Origin of the sequence: Pseudomonas linyingensis, from assembly GCF_900109175.1 — a bacterium.
Lineage (GTDB): Bacteria > Pseudomonadota > Gammaproteobacteria > Pseudomonadales > Pseudomonadaceae > Geopseudomonas > Geopseudomonas linyingensis.
Window position 1 is genome coordinate 11,608 of record NZ_FNZE01000010.1, and the last position, 26,355, is coordinate 37,962.

Consider the following 26,355-nt stretch of genomic DNA (forward strand, 5'->3'; position numbering starts at 1 on the left):
CATGCACAACGACGTCCGTTCCAACAGCCATTTCGTCAGCGTGGACGGGGTGCGCCTGCACTACCGCCAGGTCGACGGCCCCGCCGAAAGCCTGCCGGTGATCTTCACCCACGGCGGCGGCCCTGGTAGCACCGCGTGGAGCAACTTCCGCCTCAGCGCGGCAGCCTTCGCTGAACGCCACACCTGCTATTTCCTCGACTTCGCCCAGTTCGGCGGCTCCGACATGGTACCGATCGAAGGGCCGGCGCTCGGCTGGCACGCCCGCAAGCTGCTGGGCTTCATGGATGCGCTGGGCATCCAGCGCGCCCACCTGGTCAACCAGTCGTTCGGCGGCTGCGTGGCGATCCGCTTCGCCGTCGATCATCCCGAGCGGGTCGGGCGCCTGCTGCTGATCGGCTCTCAACCGGTGGCGCGCGGCGTGCTGCAGCCGCTGCCGTTGTTCAGCAAGCACGCCGCGACCCTGATGAGCGACTACTACCTGGCAGATGGTGGGCCGAGCCTGGTGAAGATGCGCGAACTGATCTGCCGCTACGAGCTGCACGACGATGCCAGGCTCGACGAGGAGACCCTGCGTCTGCGCTACGAGGCCAGCGCCAACCCCGCCTACCTCGAACTGCTCGGCACACCGGGCGCCTTCGGCGAGTGGGAGGACCTGAGCTCGGTGTTCGCTCAGGTGAAGGCGCCGACGCTGATTCTCTGGGGCCTGCACGACTGGTTCGGCGGCATCGACGTGCCGATGCTGATGCTCAACCGCTTCGCCGATGCGCGCTTGCACGTCATGGGCAACGCTGCCCACCACTTGCAGAGCGAGTGCCCGGACGAATTCAACGCCGTGGCGACGGCCTTCATCGGAGGCTACGCATGAATACCCCCAGCGATCTGCACTACCTGGAGATGCACGAGCTGTCGCTGCTGATCCGCAGCCGCAAGCTGTCGCCGGTCGAGGTCACCGAGGCCCAGCTGGCGCGCATCGAACTCCTCGATGGCGCGCTGCACAGCTACGCCCATGTGGCGGCCGAGCAGGCCATGGCGCAGGCGCGCCAGGCCGAACAGGAGCTGGCGCGCGGCCAGTGCCGCAGTCCGCTGCACGGCATCCCACTGGCGGTGAAGGACCTGTTCCATACCGCCGGCATGCCCACCGCCGCAGGCATGGCGATCCACCGCAATTTCATTCCGCAGCAGGACGCCACCGTGGTGACGCGCCTGCGCGAGGCGGGCAGCGTGCTGCTCGGCAAGCTGCAGATGACCGAGGGCGCCTTCGCCACCCACCACCCGACGTTCGCCGCGCCGGTCAATCCGTGGGGCGCCGACCACTGGGCCGGCGCCTCGTCCAGCGGTTGCGGCGTGGCCACCGCTGCCGGGCTGTGCTACGCCTCGCTGGGCACCGACAGCGGTGGCTCGATCCGCTTCCCCTGCGCGGCCCACGGCCTGACCGGCCTCAAGCCGACCTGGGGGCGGGTCAGCCGCCACGGTACCTTCGAGCTGGCCGCCAGTCTCGACCATGTCGGGCCGATCACCCGCAGTGCGCGCGACGCGCTGTTCCTGCTGTCGACCATCGCCGGCCACGATCCGTTGGACCCCACCTCGCTGCCCAGCGTGTGCCTAGAGATCCCCAGCGTCGAGGAGTCGTTCCGCGGCCTGCGCATCGGTATCGACGAGGCCTGGCTCAGCGACGGCGTCGACGAGGAAATCATCGAGGCCCTCGAAGAGGTGCTGGCGATCATCCGCGACGGCGGCGGCAGCCTGGTGCGCGTGCGCATGCCGGATACACGCGCGGTGAGCGCCAACTGGGAAAGGCATTGCGGCGTGCAGACCGCCGTGGCGCACGCCGCCACCTATCCGAGTCGCGCCGGCGAATACGGCCCGGCGCTGAGCCGGCTGATCGACGGCGGCCGCGCGCTGTCCGGCATGGACTACCAGCGCGTACTGCTCGATGCGCAGCGCTTTCACGGCGAGCTGGAGTGCGTGCTCAATGAGGTCGACCTGCTGCTCGCCCCGGTGCAGCCGTATGCCGCGCCAACCCACGAGCAGCTCGGCGCGCTGGCCCAGGACCCGGAAGCCAACCGCCGGCTGATCCAGTTCACTGCACCGTTCAATGTCAGCGGCCACCCCTGCCTGAGCCTGCCGATCGGCTTCACTGCCAGCGGTCTGCCTATCGGCGGCCAGTTCATCGCCGGCAAGGGCGGGGAGGGCGTGCTGTGCCGCGCCGGCATGGCGCTGCAGAAGGTCAGCGACTGGCACAAGATTCGTCCCGGCAGTCTCTGAGGCAGACTGCCCCTTGTTTGCCCGTACCCCTGTGGTACGGGCTTTTTTTTGCCCGCGGGCAGCCGCTCTGCCGTGCGGGCGGTGGGGCCGGGGGCTGTGCGCGGCCTATTTCCGAGTGTGGCAGCAGGAAATTGCACTGGCGGGATAACCCGGTAACTCGCGGGAGCGCCCGGCCTGTTTGCCGCTTCATATGATCGGGGCAAGTCAGCAGTAACCCGGCGGGCCGTTCAGCCGCCTTCCAATCCAAGCGCCCAGCACGCACCGCTGCTGGTTGCTGATGCCCGTTACGGAGGCACCCGATCATGAAAGACGCAATGCACCAGGTCACAGTGAATTTTGCCGATGGCGTCAGCCGCAGTTTCAGCGTGGCCGGCGAGGCGAGCATCCTCGATGCCGCCATCGAGGCGGAGATCCCGCTGCTCTACCAGTGCCGCTCGGGCGGCTGCTCCAGCTGCATCGCCCAGCTGGCCGAAGGCGAGGCGCGCACCCGTCCCGGCGCCAGCTCGTCGCTGCTGGCCAGCGAGTACGCTGCCGGCCAGCGTCTGCTGTGCCTGTGCCAGGCGCAGTCGGACTGCACCTTCACGTTGCCCTACGGCAGCGAAGTCGGCTCCAGCGTGGCTCGTGAAGTGCACGCCTTCATCGATTCCATCGAGCGCATCGCCGTCAACGTGGTGCGCCTGACCCTCGAGCTGGCCGACGACGACTGGCTGGAGTTCCGCCCTGGCCAGTTCGTGCAGATCGAGGTGCCCGGCTACGGCGTGCTGCGCAGCTACTCGCCGTCCAGCACCCTGGCCGACCTGCCCAGGCTGCAACTGCTGGTGCGCCTGCTGCCGGGCGGGGCGATGTCCAGCTATCTGGAGGAGAAGGCCCAGGTCGAGGACGTGCTGACTCTGCGCGGCCCGTACGGGGCGTTCTTCCTGCGCGAAGAGCACAAGCGCGCGCCGCACATCTTCGTCGCCGGCGGCACCGGCCTCGCGCCGATCCTGTCGATGATCGACACCCTGCGCCAGTGCGGCGGCAAGAAGCCGCCGATGCTGCTCAGCTTCGGCTGCGCCACCCCGGAGGTGCTGTTCGGCCTCGACGACATCGAGCTGCGCCAGCAGTGGCTGCCGACTCTGGAGGCGCGCATCTGCGTCGACCGCGAGCCGACCGAGGGCCTGCACCACGGCAGCCCGGTCAGCGCCCTGCGCGAGGGCGACGTGGTCAGCCCCGACACCGTCGCCTACCTGTGCGGCCCGCAGCCGATGATCAATGCCGCCACCGCGCGGCTGATCGAGTTGGGCGTCGCCGCCGAAAACATCTTTAGCGAACAGTTCGTGGCCAGCCACTGAGGAACTCCCCATGCAACCGACCGTTTCCGTGCCGTTCTCGGCCGAGCAGATGATGTGGTACGAGCAGGCCTGCGCGCGCATCGACCCCAAGCGCCTGCAGTCCCTGCTGTTCGACCTGACCAATATCCACAGCCCGACCGGCGCGGCCGGCGCGGCCAGCCAGTTCATGACCCGGCACCTGGAGTCGGTCGGCCTGTCCGCCCGCTACCAGCCGATGAGCGCGACCAGCGGCAACGTGCTGGCCGAGCGCCGCGGCAGCGGTGGCGGAGCCAGCGTGTTGCTCTATGCGCCCATCGATACCCACCTGGAGGGCGACGAGACCCAGGAGATCCTCACCGGCAAGGCGCCCGAGGCCGACATGCAGCCCTCGGCGCGGATGATTGACGACTGGGTATTCGGCCTCGGCGCCTCCAACCCGAAAGGTATGGTCGCCACCCTGACCGAGGTGGCCACCGCGCTGATCGAGGCCGAGGTGCCGCTGGTCGGTGACCTGCTGGTGGGCATGGCCGACGGCGGCATGCCGGTGGACATCGCCGGGCGCGATCATGCCGGCATGTCCAACGGCGTGTTCCACCTGCTCAACCGCGGGGGCTCGCCGGACTTCGCGGTGATCATGAAGCCGTGGAACTGGGTCTACCACGAGGAGCCGGGCATGGCCTGGTTCAAGCTGCGCGTGCACGGCACCCTCGGCTACGCCGGCGTGCCGCGCGACATTCCGGGCTTCCGCAGTTCGGTGGTGCCGGCGGCCACGGTGATCCAGGAACTCGAGCGCTGGATCATCGACTACGCCGAGCGCAACACCTCCGGGCAGATCAAGCCGCATGGCTGGATCGCCGGGGTGCGCGGCGGCGATGTGCAGCGCCCGGCCTTCCCCTCGGCGGTCACCGAGATCTTCTTCGACGTGCGGGTCAATCCGCGCACCAGCCCGGCCGATGTCAAGGCGCAGTTCGCCGCCTTCGTCCGCGAGCTGCAGGCGCAGCGTCCCGAACTGGATCTGGACTGGGAAATGTACGGATCGGTGGCCGGCGGCAGCACCGATCCGCAGAACTGGATCATCCAGTCGTGCCAGCGCGGCTGGGAGCACATCGAGCACCGTCCGCACGGGCAGGCCGACCTGCTCGGCGGGCAGACCGACGGCGCCGCGCTGCGCCGCCTGGGGATCCCCACCGCGCGCATCGGCTGGCCGTGGCCGGCGCAGGGCGCGCCGCTGCCGGTGGCCGAGGGCCTCGGCGGCATGGGCGCGACCTACGTCCCCGACCTGATCCCCTGCGCGAAGAAGATCATGTACGCGCTGATCGACACCCTGACCCGCTCGCGCCACGAGCTGGACCTGTGAGGAGCACCGCCACGATGAGCAAGCGCATCAAGATGATCTTCCCGGTGCCGATGAGCGAGGCGACCCGCCCGCTGGTGGAGTCGCAGCTGCCGCCGGAGCTGATCCGCCCGGACATCGAGGTCAGCTTCGTCGGCGCCGGCCAGGTGCTGACCCTGGCCGACAGCTACTACGACATGGCGATCATGGAGCAGGCGGTGATCGCCGCCGGCATCCAGGCCGAGGCGGAGGGCTTCGATGCGGTGTGCATCAACACCGTCAGCGACTCCGGACTCGCCGCGCTGCGTTCGCGCCTGAGCATCCCGGTGCTGGCGCCGGGGCAGGGCGCCTTCCACCTGGCCAGCATGCTCGGCCACAAGTTCAGCATCCTGACCATGTGGCCGCGCTGGTTCCCGCTGTACCGAAAGACCCTCAAGGAATACGGCCTGGAGTCGCGGCTGGCGTCGATCCGCGCGATCGACGTGCGCCCGGACACCGAGGCGCTGCTGCAGGGCAAGGAGGAGGTGGTGTTCGGCCGCCTGCTCGAGGAGGCGCAGCGCGCCATCGCCGAGGACGGCGCCGACGTGATCGTGCTCGGTTCCACCACCATGCACCAGTCGCACGCCTTCCTCGCCGAGCGCCTGCCGGTGCCGGTGCTCAACCCCGGGCAGATCGCCTACAAGCTCTGCGAGCTGTTCCTCGATCTGGGCCTGGCGCACAGCAAGGTCGCCTATCCGAGCCCCGAGGCGTTCAAGGACGCCGCCTTCGATGCCTTCTCCGCTACCGGGAGCCGCCCATGAAATTGCCCCTGTTCGCGCAGGCTGCCTGCGCCACCGACCTGACCATCGCCGAGGCGGTCGACGCCTTCCGTAAGGGCCGCCTGAGCAGCCGCCAGCTGGTGCAGGCCTGCCTCGAGCGCGCCGAGGCCGGCCGCGAGCTGAACGCCTTCGTCACCCTCGACGCGGCGGGTGCGCTGGCTGCCGCCGACGCGGCGGACGCCGCGCGCCGCGCCGGGGAGCCGCTCAAGCCGCTGAGCGGCATCCCCATCGTGGTCAAGGACAACATCCACGCCGCCGGCCTGCCGGCCACCGCCGGCACCCCAGCGCTGGCCGACTTCGTGCCGGCGGAGGACGCGCCGAGCCTGCGTCCGCTGCGCGAGGCCGGCGCCATCGTGCTGGGCAAGACCAACATGCACGAGCTGGCCTTCGGCGCCACCGGCTACAACCCGGCGTTCAACACCGGCGAGCTGCTCGGCGTGCGCAACCCCTACGACTTCACCCGCATCGCCGGCGGCTCGTCCTCCGGCAGTGCGGTAGCTCTGGGCGCACGCATGGCTCTGGCCGCGCTGGGCACCGACACTGGCGGCTCGATGCGCATCCCCTGCGCGCTGAACGGCTGCGCCTCGCTGCGCCCGAGCCACGGCCGCTACTCGGGCCGCGGGGTGATTCCCATCGCGCCGAGCCGCGACACCGTCGGGCCGATGGCGCTGTGCATGGCCGACGTCGCCCTGCTCGACGGCCTGATCACCGGCGAGGCCGCGCTGCCGTCGGCAACCCTGGCCGGCCTGCGCCTGGGCATCGCCCCCGGCTTCTGGCGCGACCTCGACGCCGACACCCGCGCGGTCGCCGAGGCGGCACTGGACAAGCTGCGTGCCGCCGGGGTGACCCTGGTGGAGGTCGCCGAGGAACGCCTGCAGGCGCTTACCCAGCCGATCGGCACGCTGGTGGTGATCCACGAGGCCCGCCCGGCGATGGAATCCTGGCTGCGCGAGCAGGGGCCGGGCATCGACATCGACGAACTGGCCCGCGGCATCGCCAGCCCGGACGTGCAGGCGATCTACCAGCAGCTGGTGCTGCCGAGCCAGGTTCCCGGCGCCGACGGCCTGGTCGACTCCGCGCCGCTGTACGCGGCGGCCATGGCCAGCGGGCGCCCGGCGCTGCAGGCGCACTACGCCGAGCTGTTCGAACGCCACGCGCTGGACGCCTTCATCTTCCCGACCACCCCGGTGGTGGCGCCGACGGCCAGCCCCGAGGTCAACGAGCTGGCCTGCTTCGAGCGGCTGATCCGCAACACCGAGCCGTCGGCCAGTGCCGGCCTGCCGGGCATCCAGCTGCCGGCAGGCCTCGGCGCCGCCAGCGGTCTGCCGGTCGGCCTGGAGCTGGACGGCCCGGCTGGCAGCGACCGCCGCCTGCTGGCCATCGGCATCGCCCTGGAGGCGGTGCTGGGACGCATCCCGCGAGCCTGACATCAGCGCGCGCGGGGCAGTCCCGCGCCATGAGGAGTAGCGCATGAATCTGGATTACCAACTGGATGGCCGGGTGGTCATCGTAACCGGCGGCGGCAGCGGCATGGGCCGCGATGCCAGCCTGGCGCTGGCCCGCGCCGGCGCCCGCGTGGTGATCGGCAACCGCAGCGCCGAGGCGGGCCTGGCGGTGGTCGAGGAGATCATCGCGGCCGGCGGCCAGGCAGCGTTCCGCGTCACCGACGTGGCCAACCCCGCCGACTGCGAGGCGCTGGTCGCCCTGGCGATGCAGTGTTTCGGCCGCGTCGACGGCGCCTTCAACAACGCCGGCCTGCAGCGCGCGTTCAACGACGTGCACGAGACGCCGGTCGAGGACTTCTCCGAAGTCATCGACATCAACCTCAAGGGCGTCCTGTACATGATGAAGTACGAGATCGCCGCCATGCTGCAGAGCGGCGGCGGGGCCATCGTCAACAACGCCTCGATCTTCGGCCTCAAGGCCATGCCGCACACGGCCTACTACGTAGCCGCCAAGCACGGCATCGTCGGCGCCACCCGCGCCGCCGCGCTGGACTACGCGACCCGTGGCATCCGCATCAATGCGGTGTGCCCGGGGCCGATCAAGACGCCGAGCTACGACCGCGTCACCGGCGGCGACGAGCACATGTACGACGACGGCGTGCCGATGCGCCGCATCGGCCGCCCCGAGGAGGTCAGCGCCGCCCTGCTGTGGCTGCTGTCGGATCAGTCCTCCTACGTCACCGGCACCAGCATCTCGGTGGATGGCGGGATGTCCGCCGAATAGTCGCCGGCCGCCGCGTGCCTGGCGCGCGGTGGCCATGCAGAGGAGAACGACAAGATGATCAAGGCATTGAGCTACGTGGTGGTGCACACCCCGCACCTGGCGGAGTGGCTGAAGATGGCCGGCGAGCATATCGGCATGCAGGTCGATATCGTGCAGCCCGGCGAATGCGCGCGGCTGCGCGTGGACGAGAAGGTGCAGCGCTTCGTGCTGCAGGCCGTCGACGGCGAGTCCTCGATGGTCATGGGCCTGGAGGCCAGCGATGCGGCCGCCTTCGCGCAGGCACGCCAGGCGCTGCAGCAGGCCGGCTACCAGACCCGCCCGGGCAGCGGCGAGGAAATCGCCCTGCGCGGGGTCGCCGATCTGTTTCATTTCGACGATCCGGACGGCTGCCGCGTCGAGGTCGCCTTGGGCCTTGCGGACGCCACCACGCCCTTCGTCCCCGGTCGTCCGCTGGGGGGCTTCCGCACCGGCGACATGGGCCTGGGCCACGTCGCCTTCATCACCCCCAAGTTCGATGAGATGTGCCACCTGTACAAGGAGGTGCTGCAGTTCAAGGTCAGCGACTACACCAGCGTGCCGTTCAAGGTCGAGTTCCTTCACGTCAACCCGCGCCACCACACCCTCGGCATCGCCTACACCGGCGGCCCGCGCAAGCTCTACCACCTGATGCTCGAGTACAACGACTTCGACGACCTCGGCCGCGCCCACGACATCGCCCTGGAAAATCCCGACTGCATCGGCGTCACCCTCGGCCGCCACATCAATGACCACGTGACCTCGTTCTACCTGAAGAATCCCGATGGCTGGATGCTGGAGCTCGGCTGGGCGGCGCGCACCATCGGCCCCGACTGGCAGGTCGAGGAACTCTCCGGCATGAGCCTGTGGGGCCACGATCGCACCTGGCTGCCGGCGGACAAGCGCGAGCATGCCCGGCAGATTCTCAAGGATCTCTCCAAGCGCGGTCTGCGCGCCCCCGTAGTAACCACCAGCCAAACCGCCAAGGTGAGCCAATGACCACCCTTACTGCCGCTCCCGCCGCCTCCCCGGAGGTGGCCAACAGCCTCCAGGTCGGCGACTGCACGATCAACTACCACGACCAGGGCCAGGGCGAAGCCATCCTGCTGATCCACGGCTCCGGTCCCGGCGTGACCGCCTGGGCCAACTGGCGCGGGGTGATCCCGGCGCTGTCCCAGCAGGCCCGGGTGATCGCTCCCGACATGCTTGGTTTCGGCTACACCCGCTGCCCGATGGACCGCCCGCTCGATCCGGACGCCTGGGTGGCGCAGCTGGTCGGCCTGCTCGACGCCCTGGACATCCCCAAGGTGTCGGTGGTCGGCAACTCCTTCGGCGGCGCCATCGCCCTGGCTTTCGCCCTGCGCCATCCCGAGCGGGTCAACCGTCTGGTGCTGATGGGCGCCGCCGGCCTGTCGTTCCCCCTCACCGAGGGCCTCGACAAGGTGTGGGGCTACCAGCCCTCCCTGGAGGCGATGCGCGAGCTGATGAAGGTGTTCGCCTTCGACCACAGCATCATCACCGACGACCTGGTGCGCATGCGCTTTGATGCGAGCATTCGCGACGACGTGCAGACCCGCTTTGCCCAGCTGTTCCCGGCGCCCCGCCAGCAGGGCATCGAGATGCTCGCAGTGGACGAGGCAGCGCTGCGCCATTTGCCGCAGCCGACCCTGATCATCCACGGCCGCGACGACCAGGTGATCCCGCTCGAGACTTCCGAGCGGCTGATCCGCCTGATCCCCCATGCCCAGCTGCACGTGTTCGGCGAATGCGGCCACTGGGTGCAAATCGAGCAGGCCGCGGCCTTCAGCCGACTGCTCATCGACTTCCTGTGCGCCGAGCGCAAGGAGAGCAATGTATGAACAAGGAAACCATTCGCGGCCGCTGGAACATCCTGTCCTGGGAGCAGCTTTACGACGATGGCCGTGTCGTCCATCCGATGGGCAAGGAGCTGGAAGGCTTCATCGAGTACAGCCCCTTCGGCATGTTCTGCGCGATCGCCAAGAAAAACCGCGAGCACTTCACCACCGGCGGGCAGTGGTCGGCCAGCGATGCGGAGAAAGCCGCCGCCTATGGCAGCTACCTGACCTACGCCGGGCCGTACGACGTCGAAGGTGACACCGTTCAACACCATGTCCGCCACAGCCTGTTTCCGAACTGGGAGGGAGGTTCACAGCGCCGCAAGGCAGTATTGGAGGGTGGCGTGTTGTCTCTCACTGCGCGCCTGGAGGAGGGGACCTCGGAGGCGCGTACCGCGAGGTTGGTGTGGACGCGAGCACTGCCTGCGGTTGACGGACCTCGATGATTGCCCCTCCCTGAATGTCACTTTCCGGTGCCAATGAACCTCAGGTCGCTCCCTCGGAAACTCTGCCACGATACTCCACGGGCCAGTTGTCTGGAGTTTGCCGGGGGTGCTTCTTTGCGGCGAACCTTGATTGACCTGCAACTGACGTCGCATCAATGCGGCGTCAGTTGCATGATTTATTGTTGGGCGGCAATGATTCTGGTGTCGGTCAGGCTGTTCAATCGAGTCACGCTCCTTCCCAGGTATATTGCGGCGCTGCGTGGAACCAGCTTCTGATCGGGGTGGAGCAGGCGCGGGCGGATGAAGTTGTAGTCGGTGCGTATTTTTTCAAGCTCGTCTTTCGAGGCAGGGAGCTGGTCAAGCAGCGTCGCGTGCCGGGCATCTATTCTCTGGTCGATTTCCTGGAAAACATCCTCGTGGAAGTCGATGGAGAATATGCCAAGTCCAATGAATGCCTGGGTTTCGTAGAGGAGAAGCATGCGGCTTATGTCAAGGCTTTGCTGGTTGAGGTTGGCGGTAGCCGGATCTGTTGCAGGGGCTTTTTCATAGGCTGAGGCAACGATCTTTTCGAATGTCCCATGCTCGCGCAGGATGGGATTTATCCAGCGCGAGTATTGCTCGTGCGCATCTTTTGGCTGTTGCTCAAGCTGTTCGATCGCTGACTGTATTCTTTGTAGTGAATTGGCGATCTCCATGTTTTCAGGAGTGTCTTCCAGCATTTTTTGCAGGTGAGTGAGGTTCTGCCGATAGGCTTCCTTCGCCTCTGGGTCGAAAGTGGCTGCAGCGTCGTGATTGTTGAAGTGAACCAGCAGGTTCGAACAGAGTAAAAAGCCAGTGATGCGGATCTCGTGCAGACGCTGGTCGGCAGTCGGTCCTGCCCAGGCGGGGATGCTGAGAGTCAAAATGAAAAGAATCGATAGTAAACGGGAAAACATGGGTGAATCTCCTGTTTTTATTGTTTTTGCGTGCGATTTTATGGTGTTAAAAGGATTGATTGGTTGTTGGTGTTATTCGGTGTGCGTGCCATTCTGAATTGATAATGGTGAGTCAGGCATTCAACGGATTTTTCAGGTGTTGAGCCTCCATGTGGGTTGGGCTGTTCCGGTCAAGAGGAGTCTAGGGTAGGCTGCTGAGTGTGCGTGGGCAGCATGTATAGCAGCATTTTTCTGCTGGATTTTTATAGTCCAATTGGACGATGCTTAAGTTGTTTTGCTATGTAGAATCCGTATGCAGTTTCGGTCATTCCTTGTCGGATTGAGGCATGCGGAGTGGATATCATGAAATTAGAAAAACAAAAAATATGGCTCGTAATATCTTTTTTTCTGCTTGGTTTTTTGGTTTTGCCGTACATTTATGATCCGTATGCAGGAAAGGGTGTCAATGATGGAATGATGGGCTTGATTCTGTCGCGGATCGGGTTGGCGCAATTTTTTGGCGGATTTTGAGTTTCGATTGAGTTGTAGAAAGAACATGTTGGGCGTGATTTTCGGCATCTTCACAAGAGATGCCGTTTTTTTTGGTTGAAAAACCAGTTCGGGTGATCGCTCAGAGTGTTCGGCAGGCCAGCGCCGCTTCCTGCCTGACCGTAAGTCCGTATACCCGCCACAGCAGGAAGATCGGCAGGCTGACGGTTGCGCTGATCGCCAGCAGGGCGTAGCGCAGAGACTCGGCGCCGAAGGCCGGTTGCAGCAGGTCGCTGAGAATGCCGGTGGTCAGCGGGCCGAGGCCGACGCCGAGCAGGGTGGAAAGGATGGTTTGCATGGCCATGGCGGTACCACGCCGGTCGGGGGCGACCAGGTGGGTGACCAGGGTGAAGGACGGCGCGACCCACCACACCGAGAAGAAGCAGGCAACGGCGCAGCAGAGCATGGCGGTGGGCAAGGCCACACTGCCGAACTGGGCCAGGGTGGAGGTCGGCCAGAGCAGGTAGGCGGCCATCGCCAGGCCGCCGATCAGGTTGCCCAGCAGCGGAATACCGATCAGCCAGTGGCGGTTGTGTTGCGCCAGGCGGTCAGTCAGCCAGCCGCTGAACAGCGTACCGATGCCCGAGGCGCCGCCGGCGACCAGGCCGGCGAGCAGCCCGGCGTGTTGCAGCGACAGGTCATGGGAGCGCACCAGGAAGCTGGCGTTCCACATGGCGAAGGCATAGCCGCTGAGGGTGGTGAAACCGCTGGCGAGCAGCAGGCAGCGCAGCGCGGGCTCGCGCCACAGATCGAGCGCGCTACGCAGCATGCCCTGCGGGGCGGTCGGCGTGTGGTTCAGCTCCCAGCGTCCGCGTTGCGGCTCGTGCACGCTGATGGCCAGCAGCACGGCGATCAGCAGGCCCGGCAGGCCGATGAGCAGGAAGGCACTGCGCCAGCCGTGGGTTTCCACCAGCCAGGCGCCGACGCTCAGGCCGATGATCGCCGAGAAGGTCGGAGCCGCGGTGAAGCAGCTGATGGCGAACGAGCGGCGGTGCGGCGGATAGAGGTCGGCGATCAGCGACATTGAGGTCGGTGTCGTCGGCGATTCCGCCACCGCCACCGCCATGCGCGCCAGCACCAGCACCACGAAGCTGCCGGCCAGGCCGCAGAGCATGGTCGCCAGTGCCCAGAGCAGGCACGCGCCGGCCAGCAGGCGGGTACGCGGCATGCGGTCGGCCAGGCGCCCGGCCGGCAGGCCGAGCACCGCGTAGATGACGGCGAAGGCCAGGCCGGAGATCAGTCCCATGGCGCTGTCGCTGGCACCGAACTCGCGCTTGATCGGCTCGATCATCACCGCCAGTACCTGACGGCCGACGAAGGAGTCGGCATACATCAGGGCCAGCAGGAACAGCAGACCGTGGCTGCGCCACAGGCCGGGGGAAGTCGTTGCACGGGCCATCACAGAGTCCTTCTGACGGGAAGGGCCTGGCGGCCCGTGGTTGGGTGGGCGATCAGCTGGCCGCTTGACGCTGGCGGGCCAGGGTCATCGCGGTGTCCTCGATCATGTCCTCCTGGCCGCCGACCATGCCGCGGCGACCCATCTCGACGAGGATCTCGCGGGCCGACACGCCGTACTTCTTCTCGGCGCGCTTGGCGAACAGCAGGAAGGAGCCGTAGACCCCGGCGTAGCCCATGGTCAGGGCATCGCGGTCACTGCGGATCGGGAAGTCCATGATCGGCACCACCCGGTCTTCGGCCACATCCTGGATGCCGAACACGCTTACGCCGGTCTCGATGCCCATGCGATCGCACACCGCGACGAGGATCTCCATCGGCGTGTTGCCGGCCCCGGCGCCGAGGCCGGCGCAGGCGGCGTCGATGCGGGTGGCGCCGGCGCCGATGGCGGCGATGGAGTTGGACACGCCCATTGCCAGGTTGTGGTGGCCGTGGAAGCCGATCTCGGTGGCCGGATCGAGTACCGCGCGCAGCGCGGCGATCCGCGCGGCCACGTCATCGGGCAGCATGTAGCCGGCCGAGTCGGTGATGTACACGCAGTTGGCGCCGTAGCTCTCCATCAGCTTGCCCTGCTTGGCCAGCCCTTCCGGACTGTTCATGTGCGCCATCATCAGGAAGCCGACGGTGTCCATCTCCAGCTGGCGGGCGATGCTGATGTGCTGCTCGGAGACGTCCGCCTCGGTGCAGTGGGTGGCCACGCGGATGGTGTGCACGCCCAGGTCGCGGGCCATGCGCAGGTGGTCGACGGTGCCGATGCCCGGCAGCAGCAGGGCGGAGACCTTGGCCTGCTTCATCAGCGGGATCACCGCCGACAGGTATTCCTCGTCGCTGTGCGCCGGGAAGCCGTAGTTCACCGAGCGTCCGCCCAGGCCGTCGCCGTGGGTGACCTCGATCAGCGGCACGCCGGCGGCGTCCAGGCCGCTGGCGATGTCCTTCATCTGCTGCAGGCTGATCTGGTGGCGCTTGGGATGCATGCCGTCGCGCAGGCACATGTCGTGGACGGTGATTTTCTTGCCGCGAAGATCCATGGTCGGTTCCTTAGGCGAGGGCGGGTTGCGGGGCGAGGGTCAGTTCGCCCTTGAGGATTTCCTCGGCGAACATCTCGGCGGTGCGCGCGGCGGCGGCGGTCATGATGTCGAGGTTGCCGGCGTACTTGGGCAGGTAGTCGCCCAAGCCTTCGACCTCCATGAAGATCGACACGCGGTTACCGTCGAACACCGGGCCGTTGACCAGCTTGTAGCCGGGCACGTACTGCTGGACCTGCTCGATCATCGCCAGGATCGCGGCGGTGATGGCCGCCTGGTCGGGCTCGGACTCGGTCAGGCAATGCACGGTATCGCGCATGATCAGCGGCGGCTCGGCCGGGTTGATGACGATGATCGCCTTGCCCTGCTTGGCGCCGCCGACCTTCTCGATGGCGCCGGCGGTGGTGCGGGTGAATTCGTCGATGTTCTTGCGGGTGCCAGGGCCGACCGACTTGGAGGCGGCGGTGGCGACGATCTCGGCGTACTCCACCGGCTGCACGCTGGACACCGCCGCGACCAGCGGGATGGTCGCCTGGCCGCCGCAGGTGACCATGTTGACGTTCATCGCCCCGGCCTTGAGGTTGTGCTTGAGGTTGACCGGCGGCACGCAGTAGGGGCCGATGGCCGCCGGGGTCAGGTCGATCATCAGCACGCCCAGCTCATTGAGCTTGCGGCTGTTCTCGGCGTGTACGTAAGCCGAGGTGGCGTCGAAGGCGATCTGGATGTTGTCTTCCAACACGTGGGGCAACAGGCCGTCGACGCCATCGCTGGTGGTCTTCAGGCCCAGCTCGCGGGCGCGGGCCAGGCCCTCGGAGGTGGCGTCGATGCCGACCATCCACACCGGCTCCAGCACCGGGCTGCGCTTGAGCTTGTAGAGAAGGTCGGTGCCGATGTTGCCCGGCCCGATCAGCGCACATCTGATCTTCTTGGTCATGGTTTCGCTCTCGAAAAGGGGGACTTCAGGGCACGAAGCGCAGCGAGGCTTCGCCCAGGCCGCTGAGGGAGAGGTGGATGCTGTCGCCGGCGCCCACCGGCACCAGCGGGGCGAGGGCGCCGGAGAGGATCACCTCGCCCTTGCGGAACGGGATGCCCAGCTCGCCCAGGGTGTTGGCCAGCCAAGCCACGGCCGCGCAGGGATGACCCTGCACCGCCGAGCCCAGGCCGCTGCCGGCCGGCTCGCCGTTCTTGAACATTTCCAGGCGCACGGCGGCCAGATCCAGGCTGCGCGGGTCGATGCGCTGTTCACCGAGGGCGAACACGCCGCAGGAGGCGTTGTCGGCCACGGTGTCCTGGATGCGGATCTTCCAGTCGTGGATGCGCGAGTCGACGATCTCGAAGCACGGCACCACCCAGGCGGTGGCGGCCAGCACGTCATCGGCGCTGATGCCGGGACCGACCAGGTCCTCGGCGAGGATGAAGGCGATTTCGCCCTCGGCGCGCGGCTGGATCAGGCGGTGCACGGCGAGACTGACGTCGGCGCCGTCGGCGACCTGCATGCGGTCGGTGAGGAAGCCGAAGTCCGGCTGGTGGACGTTGAGCATGTCCTGCACGGCCTTGCTGGTGACGCCGATCTTCTTGCCGATCACCCGCTCGCCCTGCTGCTCACGCTGGGCGAGGAAGCGCAGGGAGATGCGGTAGGCGTCGTCGAGGGTGATGTCCGGGTGGCGCTCGGTGAACGGCGCCAGGGTGCGCCGGTTGCGCAGGGCGGCGAACAGTTCGTCGCCCAAGGTATCGATCAGGGATTCGTTCATGCGATTGCCTTTATGTAGGGGCGAATTCATTCGCCTTGCCGGGGCATGTGGGCGAATGAATTCGCCCCTACAGCGTCTTTCAGCCCGGCCAGACGCTGTTCTCGGCGCCGCCGTCGACCTCGAGGATCTTGCCGGTCACCCAGCGCGACGCCGGGCTGGCCAGGTACAGCGCGGCGGCGGCGATGTCCTCGACCTCGCCGAGGCTGCCCAGCGGCGTGCCGGTCTCCATCGCGGTGCGCATCTCGGCGGGCATCACCCGCTGCAGGGCGTCGGTGAGGATCGGCCCGGGGGCGATGCCGTTGACCCGCACCTGCGGGGCGAAGTCCTGGGCCAGCAGGCGGGTCATCTGGGTCAGCGCCGCCTTGGCGGTGCCGTAGGCGCTGAACTGGCGCTGGGCGTAGCGCGCCGCGCCGGAGGTGATGTTGATCACGTTGCCGGCGCCGGCCTCGCGCATGTGCGGCACGCACAGTTGGGTGAGGTGGTAGGCCGAGGTGACGTTGAAGCGCAGGATCTCCTCCAGGCGCTCCGGGGTCAGCGTGAGCGGGTCGTTGGGGCCGGCGCCGCCGGCGTTGTTGACCAGGTGGGTGATGCGCCCGAACTGCTCGCGAGCGGCGGCGATCAGCGCCTCGCGCTGCGCGCCGTCGTTGACGTCGCAGGAAACGGCAATGGCGCGGCGGCCCAGGGCACGGATCTCTTCGGCCACCGCCTCGACGTCCGCCAGGGTGCGCGCCGCGCAGACCACGTCGGCGCCGGCCTCGGCGTAGGCCAGGGCGATGGCGCGGCCGATGCCGCGGCCGGCGCCGGTGATCACGGCGACGCTGCCGTCGAGGTTGAAGCGCTGCAGGATGTTCATGGCATATCTCCTTGTTGTTGTCGGCCTGTAGGGGCGAATTCATTCGCCATGGGCCGCAACGCGGCCCCAGGTGTTGCCAAGTGCAGGCCGGTGGCCTGCTTGGCGAATGAATTCGCCCCTACGAAAAACTCAACGGGCGGCCCAGAGGTCGGGCAAGCCCGGATCGGTGGCGGCGACCAGGCGCTTGAGCAGCACCTTGAGGGCCATCACGTCGCCGGCGTCCAGCTTGTCGGCGACCTCGCTCTCGACGGCCTTGGCCAGCGCGATCTGGTGCAGGGAGGCTTCTCGACCGGCGGCGGTCATCACATAGCGTTCGGTACCGGCAGCGTTCTGCTCGCAGGCGATCAGGTCCTGCTGCTGCAGAGCCTGCAGCGTCTCGGCGCCGACCTTGAGGCCGGTATAGCCGACGAAGCCATTGATCTCGTCGAGGGTCAGGTTGTCGCGGATACACAGGATCGACAGGATGAAGAACTGCTGCTCGTCGAGCTGCTGGCCGGACAGCAGGCGGCGCAGGGTGTCGAGCATCTGGTAGTGGGCGCGGCCCAGCAGGTAACCGAGCAGATCCTCGGTATAGCTGCACTCCGGCGGTGGCGGGGCGGCCAGGCGCAGCTCGGTTCTCGGCTTGCGTGCGGCCAGCGCGTACTGGCCGCTCTGGAACACCAGCGGGGCATGGCCGCTGTTGTCGAAGGCGAGCACCTCGCCGACGAAGATCACATGGTCGCCGCCCTCGTACTGGAACGCCGTGCGGCACTGGAAACGCGCAGTGCAGCCGGGCAGCAGCGGGGCGGGGCCGATGCCGTCGTCCAGCTCGACGCCGGCGAACTTGTCGCTGCCCTGGGCGGCAAAACGCCCGGACAGCGCTTCCTGTTCGGCGGCCAGCACGTGCACGTTCCAGTACTTCTCGCTGCTGAAGGCCGGCAGGCTGCGGGCGTTCTTGGCCAGGCTCCACAGCACCAGCGGCGGATTCAGCGACACGGAGTTGAAACTGTTGGCGGTGATGCCGATCGGCTCGCCGTCGGCGCTGCGGGTAGTGATGATGGTCACCCCCGTGGTAAAGGTACCCAGGGCGGCGCGAAATGCCTGAGGGTCGAAGGTAGCCGGAGCGTTCATGCTCTGCCTCGCTTGAGCCGGGAGTGGTGAGACGAGTATCCGAGTGCCGTCCCCCACCAACATCGTCTCAACGGACTAGCGCCAGCAGGGCTCGTCCGATCGGACGACGCGGGCGCTGCGGGGCGTCGCCAGTATCGCGCCAAGGACGCCGGACCGGGCGTCGCAGCTGGATTTCAGGAGGTTCGATGAGTTCCGCAATTTCGTCTGTCGAGGGGTTGGTCGCGTTGTTGGCTGCCCAGAAGTCCGCGTTCGTTGCCCAGGGGGCGGTGGACGCGGCCGAGCGCCGGCGGCGCATCCAGCAGGTGATCGACCTGCTGGTGGCCTGGCACAAGCCACTGGCGAAGGCCATGGACGAGGACTTCGGCAACCGCCCGCCGGGTTTCTCGCTGATGAACGACGTGCTCGGCTCGCTGGCTTCGCTCAAGCACGCCCGCGATCATCTGGAACAGTGGATGCAGCCGCAGGAGCGCCAGCCGTTCGCCCCCTACGACCAGCTCGGCGCCAAGGCCCGGGTCATGTACCAGCCCAAGGGCTCGGTGGGCATCATCGGCACCTGGAACGCGCCGTTGTTCACCCTGCTCAGTCCGCTGGCCTACGTGCTGGCCGCCGGCAACCGGGCGATCCTCAAACCCTCGGAAATCGCCCCGCGTACCGCCGCGGTGCTGGCCGCGGCCTGTGCCGAGCTGCTCGATCCGCTGGTGGTCGGCGTGGTGACCGGCGGTCCGGACATCGCTGCAGCGGTGAGCGCGCAGCCGTTCGACCACCTGGTGTTCACCGGCAGCACGCCGGTCGGCAAGCTGGTGATGCGCAGCGCCGCGGACAACCTGGTGCCGGTCACCCTGGAGCTGGGCGGCAAGTCGCCGACCATCGTCGCGCGCAGCGCCGATCTGGCCACCGCCGCCTTCCGCATCGCCGCCGCCAAGGCCAACAATGGCGGCCAGTTGTGCGTCAACCCGGACCTGGTCTATGTGCCGCGCGAGCAGCTCGAAGCCTTCCTCGCCGAGCTGAAGGGCGCCTACGCCAGCCTGTTCCCCCAGGTGCAGGGCAATCCGGACGTGGTTGCGGTGGTCAATGCGCGCCATCTGGAGCGCGTCGAGGGGCTGGTCGAGGATGCCGTCGCCGCCGGCGTGCGCGTCGAGTCGCTGCCCGAGACGTCGGCGGCCGATGCTGCGGCGGCCGATGCTGCCGACCGCCGCCGGCCGCTGCGCGTGGTGGTCGATCCGCCGCAGTCCTGCCGCATCCAGCAGGAGGAGATCTTCGGCCCGGCCATGGTCCTGCTGCCCTACGACGAGATCGACGCGGTGCTCGCCGACATCAACAGCCGACCACGCCCGCTGGCGCTGTACTACTTCGGCCAGGACGCCGCCGAGCAGCAGCGCGTGCTCGAACACACCCTGTCCGGCGGGGTGACCATCAACGACGCGATGATGCACGCCGCCATGCAGGACGCGCCGTTCGGCGGCATCGGCGCCTCCGGCATGGGCCACTACCACGGCCTCGAGGGCTTCCTCGAGTTCAGCCACGCGCGCACCGTGTTCGAGGCCGGCGCCTACGACCCGCGCCGCGAGTGGGGGCTGCTGCCGCCCTACGGCGAACACTTCCTTGCGGCCATGGAGGCGCAGGTGACCCCGTAGGCTGCCGTCATAACCCGTAGAGGGCAATCGCACGAGTGGCTGTAGGGGCGAATTCATTCGCCAAGATGTCCCGCAAGGCGAATGAATTCGCCCCTACAGAACGGGGGCTCCCACGCTACGGCGCTCTCACCCTGCAGCGCCCCCTCCATTGCCTCTCCAAGGCCCGGCCCCTGCGCCGGGCCTTTGCATTCCGCCTTCTGCACCCTTCTGCCTAGTCCGGTTTGACGATGAGCGGCGCGGGGCTGCGCCGGATCATCGGTCTCACGAGCACATTCGCTCAGCGAGATTGACGGAGGACTTACCGATGCAGGTCATGCGAGAGAAAACCCGGGAAGAGATCGAGCTGATCGATCGTGCCCGTCGCCTGGTTCCGGCCCTGCGCGAACGTGCCGAACAGGCCGACCGCGAGGGCAAGGTGCCCGACGAGACTGTCCGCGAGATGCAGGAGGCCGGCTTGTTCCGCGCCCTGCAGCCGAAGAAGTGGGGCGGCTACGAGGTCGATCCTCGCACCTTCTTCGAGATCCAGATGACCCTCGCCGAGGGCTGCATGTCCACCGCCTGGATCTACGGCGTGATGGGCGTGCACCCGTGGCAGCTGGCGCGCTATCCGGTCGAGGCCCAGCAGGACGTGTGGGGCGAGGACATCAGCACGCTGATCTCCTCCACCTACATGCCGGTGGCCAAGGTCACTCCGGTCGAAGGCGGCTATCGCATCAGCGGCCGCTGGGGCTTCTCCAGCGGCAGCGAGCACTGCCAGTGGTGCCTGCTCGGCGGCATCCTCCCCGTCGAGGGCGACCAGGCTGCCGAACACGGCACCTTCCTGGTGCCGCGCAGCGACTACCGCATCGAGAAGAACTGGGACGTGCTCGGCCTGCGCGGCACCGGCAGCCACGACATCGTGGTGGAGGACGCCTTCGTCCCCGCCCATCGCGTGCAGCGCACCAACAATTCCAGCCTGGCGGCCACCCCGGGCCGCGAGGTCAACACCAACCCGATCTACGCGCTGCCCTTCGCCCAGGTGTTCACCCGCGCGGTGTCCAGCTCGTGCCTCGGCGCCCTGCAGGGCGCGATCAACCAGTTCCGCGACAACGCCGCCAAACACCTTGGCAAGCATGGCGCCAGAACCGCCGATGATCCCGTGGCGCAGACCGCGGTGGCCGAGGCGATCATGACCGTCGATGCCCTCAAGCTGGTGCTCGAGCGCAACTTCGCCCACATGCTGGCGCTGGCCGAGCAGGGCGAGATCCCGGATACCGAGACCCGCCTGCTGTACCGCTACCAGTCGGCCCACGTCACCAACGTCTGTGCCGAGCGGATCAGCGACCTGCTGCGCTCGATGGCCGCCTCCGGCCTGTACAGCACCAACCCGGTGGCGCGCACCTTCCGCGACTTGCACCAGGCGCGTGGGCACATCTCCAACAACGTGGCGGCCTACGGACGCAGCTTCGGCGCGGTGCAGCTCGGCCTGCCCAACCCCGATCCCTACGTCTGAACACCCAGCGACCACGGCACAGGACACGACAACAATGACAACACAGGTTCAGTCCCAGTCCGCCTACGACGTGATCGTCGTCGGCTCGGGGGCAGGTGCGATGGCAGCGGCAGTCGTCGCCGCCGACCAGGGGCTCTCCGTGCTGATCGTCGAGAAGAGCGACAAGTACGGCGGCACCTCGGCGATTTCCGGTGGCGGCATCTGGATTCCCAACAACCACTACTTCGCGGAGAAGGGCGGTAACGACAGCTTCGACAAGGCCTTCACCTACCTCAAGGCGTCGACCGAGGGCAAGATCGACGAGGAGCGCCTGCGCGCCTACCTCGAGTACGCGCCGCGGATGATCCATTACCTCGAGACGCGCAGCCGCGTGCGCTACACCGTGGCCGAGAAGTACCCGGACTACTATCCCCATCTGCCCGGCTCGCTGCCGGGCGGGCGCACCCTCGACCCCGAACTGTTCGACACCAGCCTGCTCGGCGACGAGCTGAACAACCTGCGCAAACCGTCTCCGTCGACCCTGCTGATGGGACGCATCGCCTGGACCGCCCGCCACGCGCACAAGGCCATGGCCCGCGAGTTCGGCTGGCGGCTGATGATTCTCGGCCTGATGGCGCGCTACAAGCTCGACATCAAGTGGCGGCGCAAGACCAAGCAGGACCGCCGCGCCGCCCTCGGCAGCGCGCTGATCGGCTCGCTGCGCCGTTCGCTGATGGACCGCCAGGTGCCGCTGTGGCTGAGAACCGACTTCCGCGAGCTGATGATCAAGGACGGCCGGGTCGCTGGGATCAAGGTCTGCCGCGATGGCCAGATGCTGACCCTCGAGGCGCGCCGCGGGGTGATCTTCGGCTCCGGCGGCTTCGAGCAAAACCAGGCGCTGCGTGACAAGTACCTGCCGCAGCCGACCCGCGCCGGCTGGAGCGCCACGCCGCCGGCCAACAACACCGGCGCTGCACTGGAGGCCGGCATGGCGGCGGGCGCGGCCACCGACCTGCTCGACTGGGCCTGGTGGGCGCCGACCATCCACGTACCCGGCGAGGAGAAGCCGCGTGGCGTGTTCGCCGAGCGCGCCTTCCCCGGCGCCATCGTGGTCAACGGCCTAGGCAAGCGCTTCGTCAACGAGGCGGCGCCCTACCTGGAGTTCGGCGACGCCATGTACCGCGAGCACCAGAAGGGCGGCAAGGCGATCCCGGCCTGGGTGATCTTCGACGCGCACTTCCGCTTCCACTACGCCATGGGCCCGCTGATGCCGGCGCAGGTGATGCCCGACAGCCGCCTGCGCAAGGAGTGGCTGAACAGCGTGTACTGGAAGGGCGACAGCCTGGCCGACCTGGCCCGGCAGATCGGTGTCGACGCTGGCGGCCTGGAAAGCACCGTCAAACGCGTCAACGAGTTTGCCCGCACCGGCATCGATGTCGACTTCGGTCGTGGCGGCAACGTGTTCGACCGCTACTACGGCGACAGCAACGTCAAGCCCAACCCCTGCCTGGCGCCACTGGCCAAGGGGCCGTTCTACGCCATGCGCCTGGACGCCGGCGACATCGGTACCAAGGGCGGCCTGCTGACCAATGCCAACGCCCAGGTGCTGCACCAGAGCGGCGAGCCGATCCCCGGCCTGTACGCCATCGGCAACACCTCGGCCTCGGTGATGGGCACCAGCTATCCCGGCGCCGGCGGCACCCTTGGTCCGGCGATGACCTTCGGCTACATCGCCGCCCAGCACATCGCCGCCAACCGTTGAGGAGGCCAGGATGAAGAGCGAACCGATTTCGACCTGCACCGACATCCAGCTGCCGTTGCAGGTAGCCGACGCCGGCAGCGTCGAGTGGGCCGATGGATGTGACGTGCTGGTGATCGGCTGGGGCGCTGCCGGCGCCTGCGCGGCGCTGGAAGCGCGCGCCCAGGGTGCCGACGTGCTGGTCGCCGACCGCTTCACCGGCGGCGGCGCCAGCGCCAAGAGCGGCGGGGTGGTCTACGCCGGCGGCGGCACCCGCCAACAGCGCGATGCCGGCTTCGCCGACACGCCGCAGGCGATGTTCGACTACCTCAAGCACGAAACCCAGGGCGTGATCGGCGATGCCACCCTGCGCCGCTTCTGCGACAGCAGCGTGGCCAATCTGGAATGGCTGGAGGGCCACGGCGCGCGCTACGAACACAGCATGCCGCCGGGCGGCGGCAAGACCTCCTATCCGCCGGACGGCTACTTCCTCTACTACTCGGGCAACGAAATGGTGCCCTCCCATGGTGGCGAGAACCCGCCGGCGCCGCGCGGCCATCGCACCGTCGGCAAGGGCCAGTGCGGGGCGGTGCTCTATGCCCGGCTGCAGGAAGCCTGCCTGCGTGCCGGCGTGCGGGCCCAGACCCAGTCCGCGGCGCGGCGCCTGGTGCTCGACTCCAAGGGGCGGGTGATCGGTGCCGAACTCTGGTGCCTGCCGCCGGGCAGTGCGGCGGCGAAAGAGCACGCCAAACTGGCGGCGCGCGCCGAGCGTCTGCAGAACTTCGCCCCGGCCTATTGCGACAGCCTGCGCCGCAAGGTGGCGCGGATCGAGCAGCAGCATGCCCGGCCGCGGCTGGTGCAGGCCCGCCAGGGAGTGATCCTCAGCACCGGCGGCTTCATCTTCAATCGCGCCCTGATCGGCGAACACGCGCCCAAGTACCGGCGCAACTTCAAGGTCGGCGCCACCGGCTGCGATGGCAGCGGCCTGCGCCTGGGCCTGACCGCCGGCGCCGCCAGCGACCGCCTGCAGCAGGTCTCGCCGTGGCGCTTCATCAACCCGCCGCTGTGCTGGCCCAAGGGCATCGTGGTCAACACCGCGGGGCAGCGCTTCGTCAACGAGGAAGTCTACGGCGGCACCCTCGGCTACCCGCTGTGCGAGGAGCAGGGCGGCAAGGCCTGGCTGGTGCTCGACGCGCGCCTGCGCCGCCAGGCCATCAAGCAGGCGCTGTTCGGCGGCTACTGGTGGTTCCAGAGCGTGCCGGCGCTGGCGCTGATGCTGCTCAAGGTGCGCAAGGGTCATACGGCGCGCGAACTGGCCGGCGTCACCGGCATGCGTCCCGAGCTGCTCGAGGAATCGCTGCGCGCCTACAACGCCGCCGCGCGCGGCACCGCGCCGGACCCGGTCGGCAAGTCGGTAAGCAGCCGCCAGGTGCTCGACCAGGGGCCGTTTTACGCCTGCGACATCTCGGTGGGCAACCCGATCTTCCCGCTCGGCGCGCTGACCCTCGGCGGCCTCAAGGTCGACGAGAACAACGGCGCAGTGCTCGACGGCGAGGGCCAGGCCATTCCCGGCCTGTACGCCGCCGGACGCACCGCCATCGGCATCCCTTCGCACCTCTACATCAGCGGCCTGTCGCTGGCCGACTGCGTGTTCTCCGGCCGCCGCGCCGGCGAGGCAGCCGCCCATGCCGGCCGCGACATGGCCAATCACACCCAGGCCGCGCCGCTCGGCGCGCTCGGCTGAAACCACCAGGAGACGAACATGACAGGACGGGTACAGGACAAGATCGCCCTGGTCACCGGCGGCGCCAGCGGCATCGGCCGCGCCATCGTGCAGGCGCTGGTGGGCGAGGGCGCCAGGGTGCTGATCGCCGACATCAATGCCGACGCCGGCCGTGCGCTGGCCGACCAACTTAATGAAGAGCGGGGCGCAGCGGCCAGCTTCATCCAGCATGACGCCAGCAGCGAGGCCGGCTGGAACGAGGTCGCCGTCGCGGTGCGCGAGCGCTACGGTCGTCTCGACGTGCTGGTCAACAACGCCGGCATCCTGCTCAAGGGCTCCATCGAGGAAACCAGCCTCGACGACTGGCACAAGCTGCTGCGCGTCAATTCCGACAGCGCCTTCCTCGGTTGCCGCGTGGGCGTGGCGCTGATGAAGGACAGCGGCGGTGGTTCGATCATCAACGTCTCGTCCATCGCCGCCCTGGCCGGCAAGGACGACTACGCCGGCTACTGCGCCTCCAAGGGCGCGGTGGCGGCCCTCAACCGCGCGGTGGCGGCGCACTGCCGCAAGCAGAAGTACCGCATCCGCTGCAACTCCATCCACCCCGACGGCGTGCTCACGCCGATGACCGTGGCCTCCTACCCGCCCGGCATCGACCCGGCACGCTTCACCATCGACAGCGACCCGATGAACCGCATGTGCCTGCCCGAGGACGTCGCCGCCGCTGCGCTGTACCTCGCCAGCGACGAGTCGCGCGCCATCAACGGCATCGAGCTGCGCGTCGACAGCGGCCAGTTCGTCATGAGTATCTAGTTATGAACAGTCCCGAATACATCTCCCTGCGCGTGGCGCAGGTCATCGAGGAAACCGCCGACGCCCGCTCGCTGGTGTTCGAGGTGCCGGCCGCGCTGACCGCGCAATTCCAGTACAAGCCGGGCCAGTTCCTCACCCTGCGTATCCCCCACGATGGCGGCTGGCTGCCGCGTTGCTACTCGCTGTCCAGCACGCCGCTGCTCGACGAGCCGCTGCGCGTCACCGTCAAGCGCGTGCGCGATGGCCGCGCCTCCAACTGGCTGTGCGACGTGCCCAAGGCCGGCGATGCCATCGAGGTAATGGCGCCGGCAGGGGTGTTCGTGCCGCGCAGCCTGGACGGCGACTTCCTCTTGTTCGGCGGCGGCAGCGGCGTCACTCCTGTGTTGTCGATCCTGCGCTCGGTGCTGCACGCCGGTTCCGGTCGTGTGCTGCTGATCTACGCCAACCGCGACGAAGCCTCGGTGATCTTCCGCGACGAGCTGAAGGCGCTGGCCAGCGCCCACCCGAGCCGCCTGCAGGTGATCCACTGGCTCGACTCGGTGCAGGGCATTCCCGCCGTCGAGCAGCTCGCCGAGCTGGCGCGGCCGTTCAAGCACGGCGAGGCCTTCATCTGCGGCCCCGGCCCGTTCATGGACGCCGCGGTGAGCGCGCTGCACAGCCTCGACGTGCCGGCCGCCAAGGTGCACGTCGAGCGCTTCGTCTCGCTGCCCGGCGAGGGCGAGCAGGGCGAGGCGGTGGTCAGCGAGGCGGCGGTGGCCGCGCGCCTGGAAGTCAGCCTCGACGGCGCCGAACACGCCCTCGACTGCGAACCCGGCGAGACCCTGCTCGACGCCATGCGCCGCGCCGGCGTGCGCGCCCCGCACTCCTGTCTGGTCGGCGCCTGCGCCTCGTGCATGTGCACGGTGGAGCAGGGCGAGGTCGAGCTGCTGCGCAACGAGGCCCTCGACCAGCAGGAGCTGAACGAAGGCTGGACCCTGGCCTGCCAGGCCGTGGCCACCAGCGCGCACGTGCGCGTGCGCTTTCCCGATTGACCGGCCTGGGGGCTGC

General features: G+C 68.0%; 24 protein-coding genes. 17 read left to right on the forward strand and 7 right to left on the reverse strand.

What is annotated here, in order from left to right:
* Window position 1: 1 nt before the first annotated feature.
* The 10 genes from BMZ19_RS13125 (at window position 2) to BMZ19_RS13170 (ending at window position 10,272) form a co-directional block, all read left to right on the forward strand.
* Window positions 2–865: an alpha/beta fold hydrolase gene (locus BMZ19_RS13125; protein WP_090311600.1), complete on the forward strand. Its 864-nt coding sequence runs from the start codon at window positions 2–4 to the stop codon at window positions 863–865.
* Entirely contained in the window at window positions 862–2,265 is a 1,404-nt protein-coding gene (locus BMZ19_RS13130) for an amidase (RefSeq protein ID WP_090311603.1), read from the forward strand. Before BMZ19_RS13125 ends, BMZ19_RS13130 begins: the two co-directional genes overlap by 4 nt.
* Window positions 2,266–2,567: 302 nt before the next feature.
* Window positions 2,568–3,596 (forward strand): ring-hydroxylating dioxygenase ferredoxin reductase family protein, encoded by a 1,029-nt coding sequence (locus BMZ19_RS13135; protein WP_090311605.1) that lies wholly within the window; start codon window positions 2,568–2,570, stop codon window positions 3,594–3,596.
* Between the two features lie 10 nt (window positions 3,597–3,606).
* Entirely contained in the window at window positions 3,607–4,932 is a 1,326-nt protein-coding gene (locus BMZ19_RS13140) for a M20 family metallopeptidase (protein WP_090311607.1), read from the forward strand.
* Between the two features lie 14 nt (window positions 4,933–4,946).
* Entirely contained in the window at window positions 4,947–5,708 is a 762-nt protein-coding gene (locus BMZ19_RS13145) for an aspartate/glutamate racemase family protein (RefSeq protein ID WP_090311609.1), read from the forward strand.
* The gene (gene iaaH / locus BMZ19_RS13150; RefSeq protein ID WP_090311611.1) at window positions 5,705–7,153 is read left to right on the forward strand and encodes an indoleacetamide hydrolase; all 1,449 of its coding nucleotides are present in this window, start codon (window positions 5,705–5,707) and stop codon (window positions 7,151–7,153) included. The genes BMZ19_RS13145 and iaaH overlap by 4 nt, the downstream gene beginning before the upstream one ends.
* Before the next feature lie 43 nt (window positions 7,154–7,196).
* Window positions 7,197–7,955: an SDR family NAD(P)-dependent oxidoreductase gene (locus BMZ19_RS13155; protein ID WP_090311614.1), complete on the forward strand. Its 759-nt coding sequence runs from the start codon at window positions 7,197–7,199 to the stop codon at window positions 7,953–7,955.
* 54 nt (window positions 7,956–8,009) lie between these two features.
* Complete coding sequence (locus BMZ19_RS13160; protein ID WP_090311616.1) at window positions 8,010–8,969, forward strand: VOC family protein; 960 nt, start codon at window positions 8,010–8,012, stop codon at window positions 8,967–8,969.
* Complete coding sequence (locus BMZ19_RS13165) at window positions 8,966–9,829, forward strand: alpha/beta fold hydrolase (RefSeq protein WP_090311618.1); 864 nt, start codon at window positions 8,966–8,968, stop codon at window positions 9,827–9,829. The genes BMZ19_RS13160 and BMZ19_RS13165 overlap by 4 nt, the downstream gene beginning before the upstream one ends.
* Window positions 9,826–10,272, forward strand: a complete 447-nt coding sequence (locus BMZ19_RS13170; protein ID WP_090311621.1) for a lipocalin-like domain-containing protein — start codon at window positions 9,826–9,828, stop codon at window positions 10,270–10,272. Before BMZ19_RS13165 ends, BMZ19_RS13170 begins: the two co-directional genes overlap by 4 nt.
* A 176-nt stretch (window positions 10,273–10,448) precedes the next feature.
* On the opposite strand, the gene BMZ19_RS13175 is transcribed toward BMZ19_RS13170, so the two are convergent.
* The gene (locus BMZ19_RS13175) at window positions 10,449–11,207 is read right to left on the reverse strand and encodes a hypothetical protein (protein WP_090311624.1); all 759 of its coding nucleotides are present in this window, start codon (window positions 11,205–11,207) and stop codon (window positions 10,449–10,451) included.
* Between the two features lie 342 nt (window positions 11,208–11,549).
* Here BMZ19_RS13175 and BMZ19_RS22415 point away from each other — a divergent pair, with 342 nt between their 5' ends.
* Entirely contained in the window at window positions 11,550–11,717 is a 168-nt protein-coding gene (locus BMZ19_RS22415) for a hypothetical protein (protein ID WP_170847763.1), read from the forward strand.
* A gap of 100 nt (window positions 11,718–11,817) precedes the next feature.
* Here the strand turns inward: BMZ19_RS22415 and BMZ19_RS13180 are convergent, their stop codons facing one another.
* The 6 genes from BMZ19_RS13180 to BMZ19_RS13205 form a co-directional block, all read right to left on the reverse strand.
* Window positions 11,818–13,134, reverse strand: coding sequence for a spinster family MFS transporter (locus BMZ19_RS13180; RefSeq protein ID WP_090311627.1), 1,317 nt, complete (start codon window positions 13,132–13,134; stop codon window positions 11,818–11,820).
* A gap of 52 nt (window positions 13,135–13,186) precedes the next feature.
* The gene (gene dmpG, locus BMZ19_RS13185) at window positions 13,187–14,218 is read right to left on the reverse strand and encodes a 4-hydroxy-2-oxovalerate aldolase (protein ID WP_090311629.1); all 1,032 of its coding nucleotides are present in this window, start codon (window positions 14,216–14,218) and stop codon (window positions 13,187–13,189) included.
* 10 nt (window positions 14,219–14,228) lie between these two features.
* On the reverse strand, window positions 14,229–15,149 hold the full coding sequence (locus BMZ19_RS13190) for an acetaldehyde dehydrogenase (acetylating) (RefSeq protein WP_090311631.1): 921 nt from the start codon (window positions 15,147–15,149) through the stop codon (window positions 14,229–14,231).
* Window positions 15,150–15,174: 25 nt separating this feature from the next.
* Window positions 15,175–15,966 carry a fumarylacetoacetate hydrolase family protein gene (locus BMZ19_RS13195; RefSeq protein WP_090311633.1) on the reverse strand — a complete coding sequence of 264 codons (792 nt, stop codon included), beginning with the start codon at window positions 15,964–15,966 and terminating at the stop codon, window positions 15,175–15,177.
* A gap of 79 nt (window positions 15,967–16,045) precedes the next feature.
* A complete protein-coding gene (locus BMZ19_RS13200; protein ID WP_090311635.1) occupies window positions 16,046–16,819 on the reverse strand; it encodes a glucose 1-dehydrogenase in 774 nt (257 codons plus the stop codon).
* A 129-nt stretch (window positions 16,820–16,948) separates the two neighbouring features.
* Window positions 16,949–17,929 (reverse strand): flavin reductase family protein, encoded by a 981-nt coding sequence (locus BMZ19_RS13205; protein WP_090311637.1) that lies wholly within the window; start codon window positions 17,927–17,929, stop codon window positions 16,949–16,951.
* A gap of 185 nt (window positions 17,930–18,114) precedes the next feature.
* On the opposite strand from BMZ19_RS13205, the gene BMZ19_RS13210 reads away from it, so the two are divergent.
* From BMZ19_RS13210 to BMZ19_RS13235, 6 genes are all read left to right on the forward strand, one after another.
* On the forward strand, window positions 18,115–19,563 hold the full coding sequence (locus tag BMZ19_RS13210; protein ID WP_090311638.1) for an aldehyde dehydrogenase family protein: 1,449 nt from the start codon (window positions 18,115–18,117) through the stop codon (window positions 19,561–19,563).
* 304 nt (window positions 19,564–19,867) lie between these two features.
* A complete protein-coding gene (locus BMZ19_RS13215) occupies window positions 19,868–21,055 on the forward strand; it encodes an acyl-CoA dehydrogenase family protein (protein WP_090311639.1) in 1,188 nt (395 codons plus the stop codon).
* Window positions 21,056–21,089: 34 nt separating this feature from the next.
* Window positions 21,090–22,796: an FAD-binding protein gene (locus BMZ19_RS13220; protein ID WP_090311640.1), complete on the forward strand. Its 1,707-nt coding sequence runs from the start codon at window positions 21,090–21,092 to the stop codon at window positions 22,794–22,796.
* Window positions 22,797–22,806: 10 nt separating this feature from the next.
* Complete coding sequence (locus BMZ19_RS13225) at window positions 22,807–24,516, forward strand: FAD-binding protein (protein ID WP_090311641.1); 1,710 nt, start codon at window positions 22,807–22,809, stop codon at window positions 24,514–24,516.
* Window positions 24,517–24,534: 18 nt separating this feature from the next.
* Window positions 24,535–25,308: an SDR family oxidoreductase gene (locus BMZ19_RS13230; protein WP_090311642.1), complete on the forward strand. Its 774-nt coding sequence runs from the start codon at window positions 24,535–24,537 to the stop codon at window positions 25,306–25,308.
* Window positions 25,309–25,310: 2 nt separating this feature from the next.
* Window positions 25,311–26,339, forward strand: a complete 1,029-nt coding sequence (locus BMZ19_RS13235; protein ID WP_090311643.1) for a ferredoxin--NADP reductase — start codon at window positions 25,311–25,313, stop codon at window positions 26,337–26,339.
* Window positions 26,340–26,355: the final 16 nt, after the last annotated feature.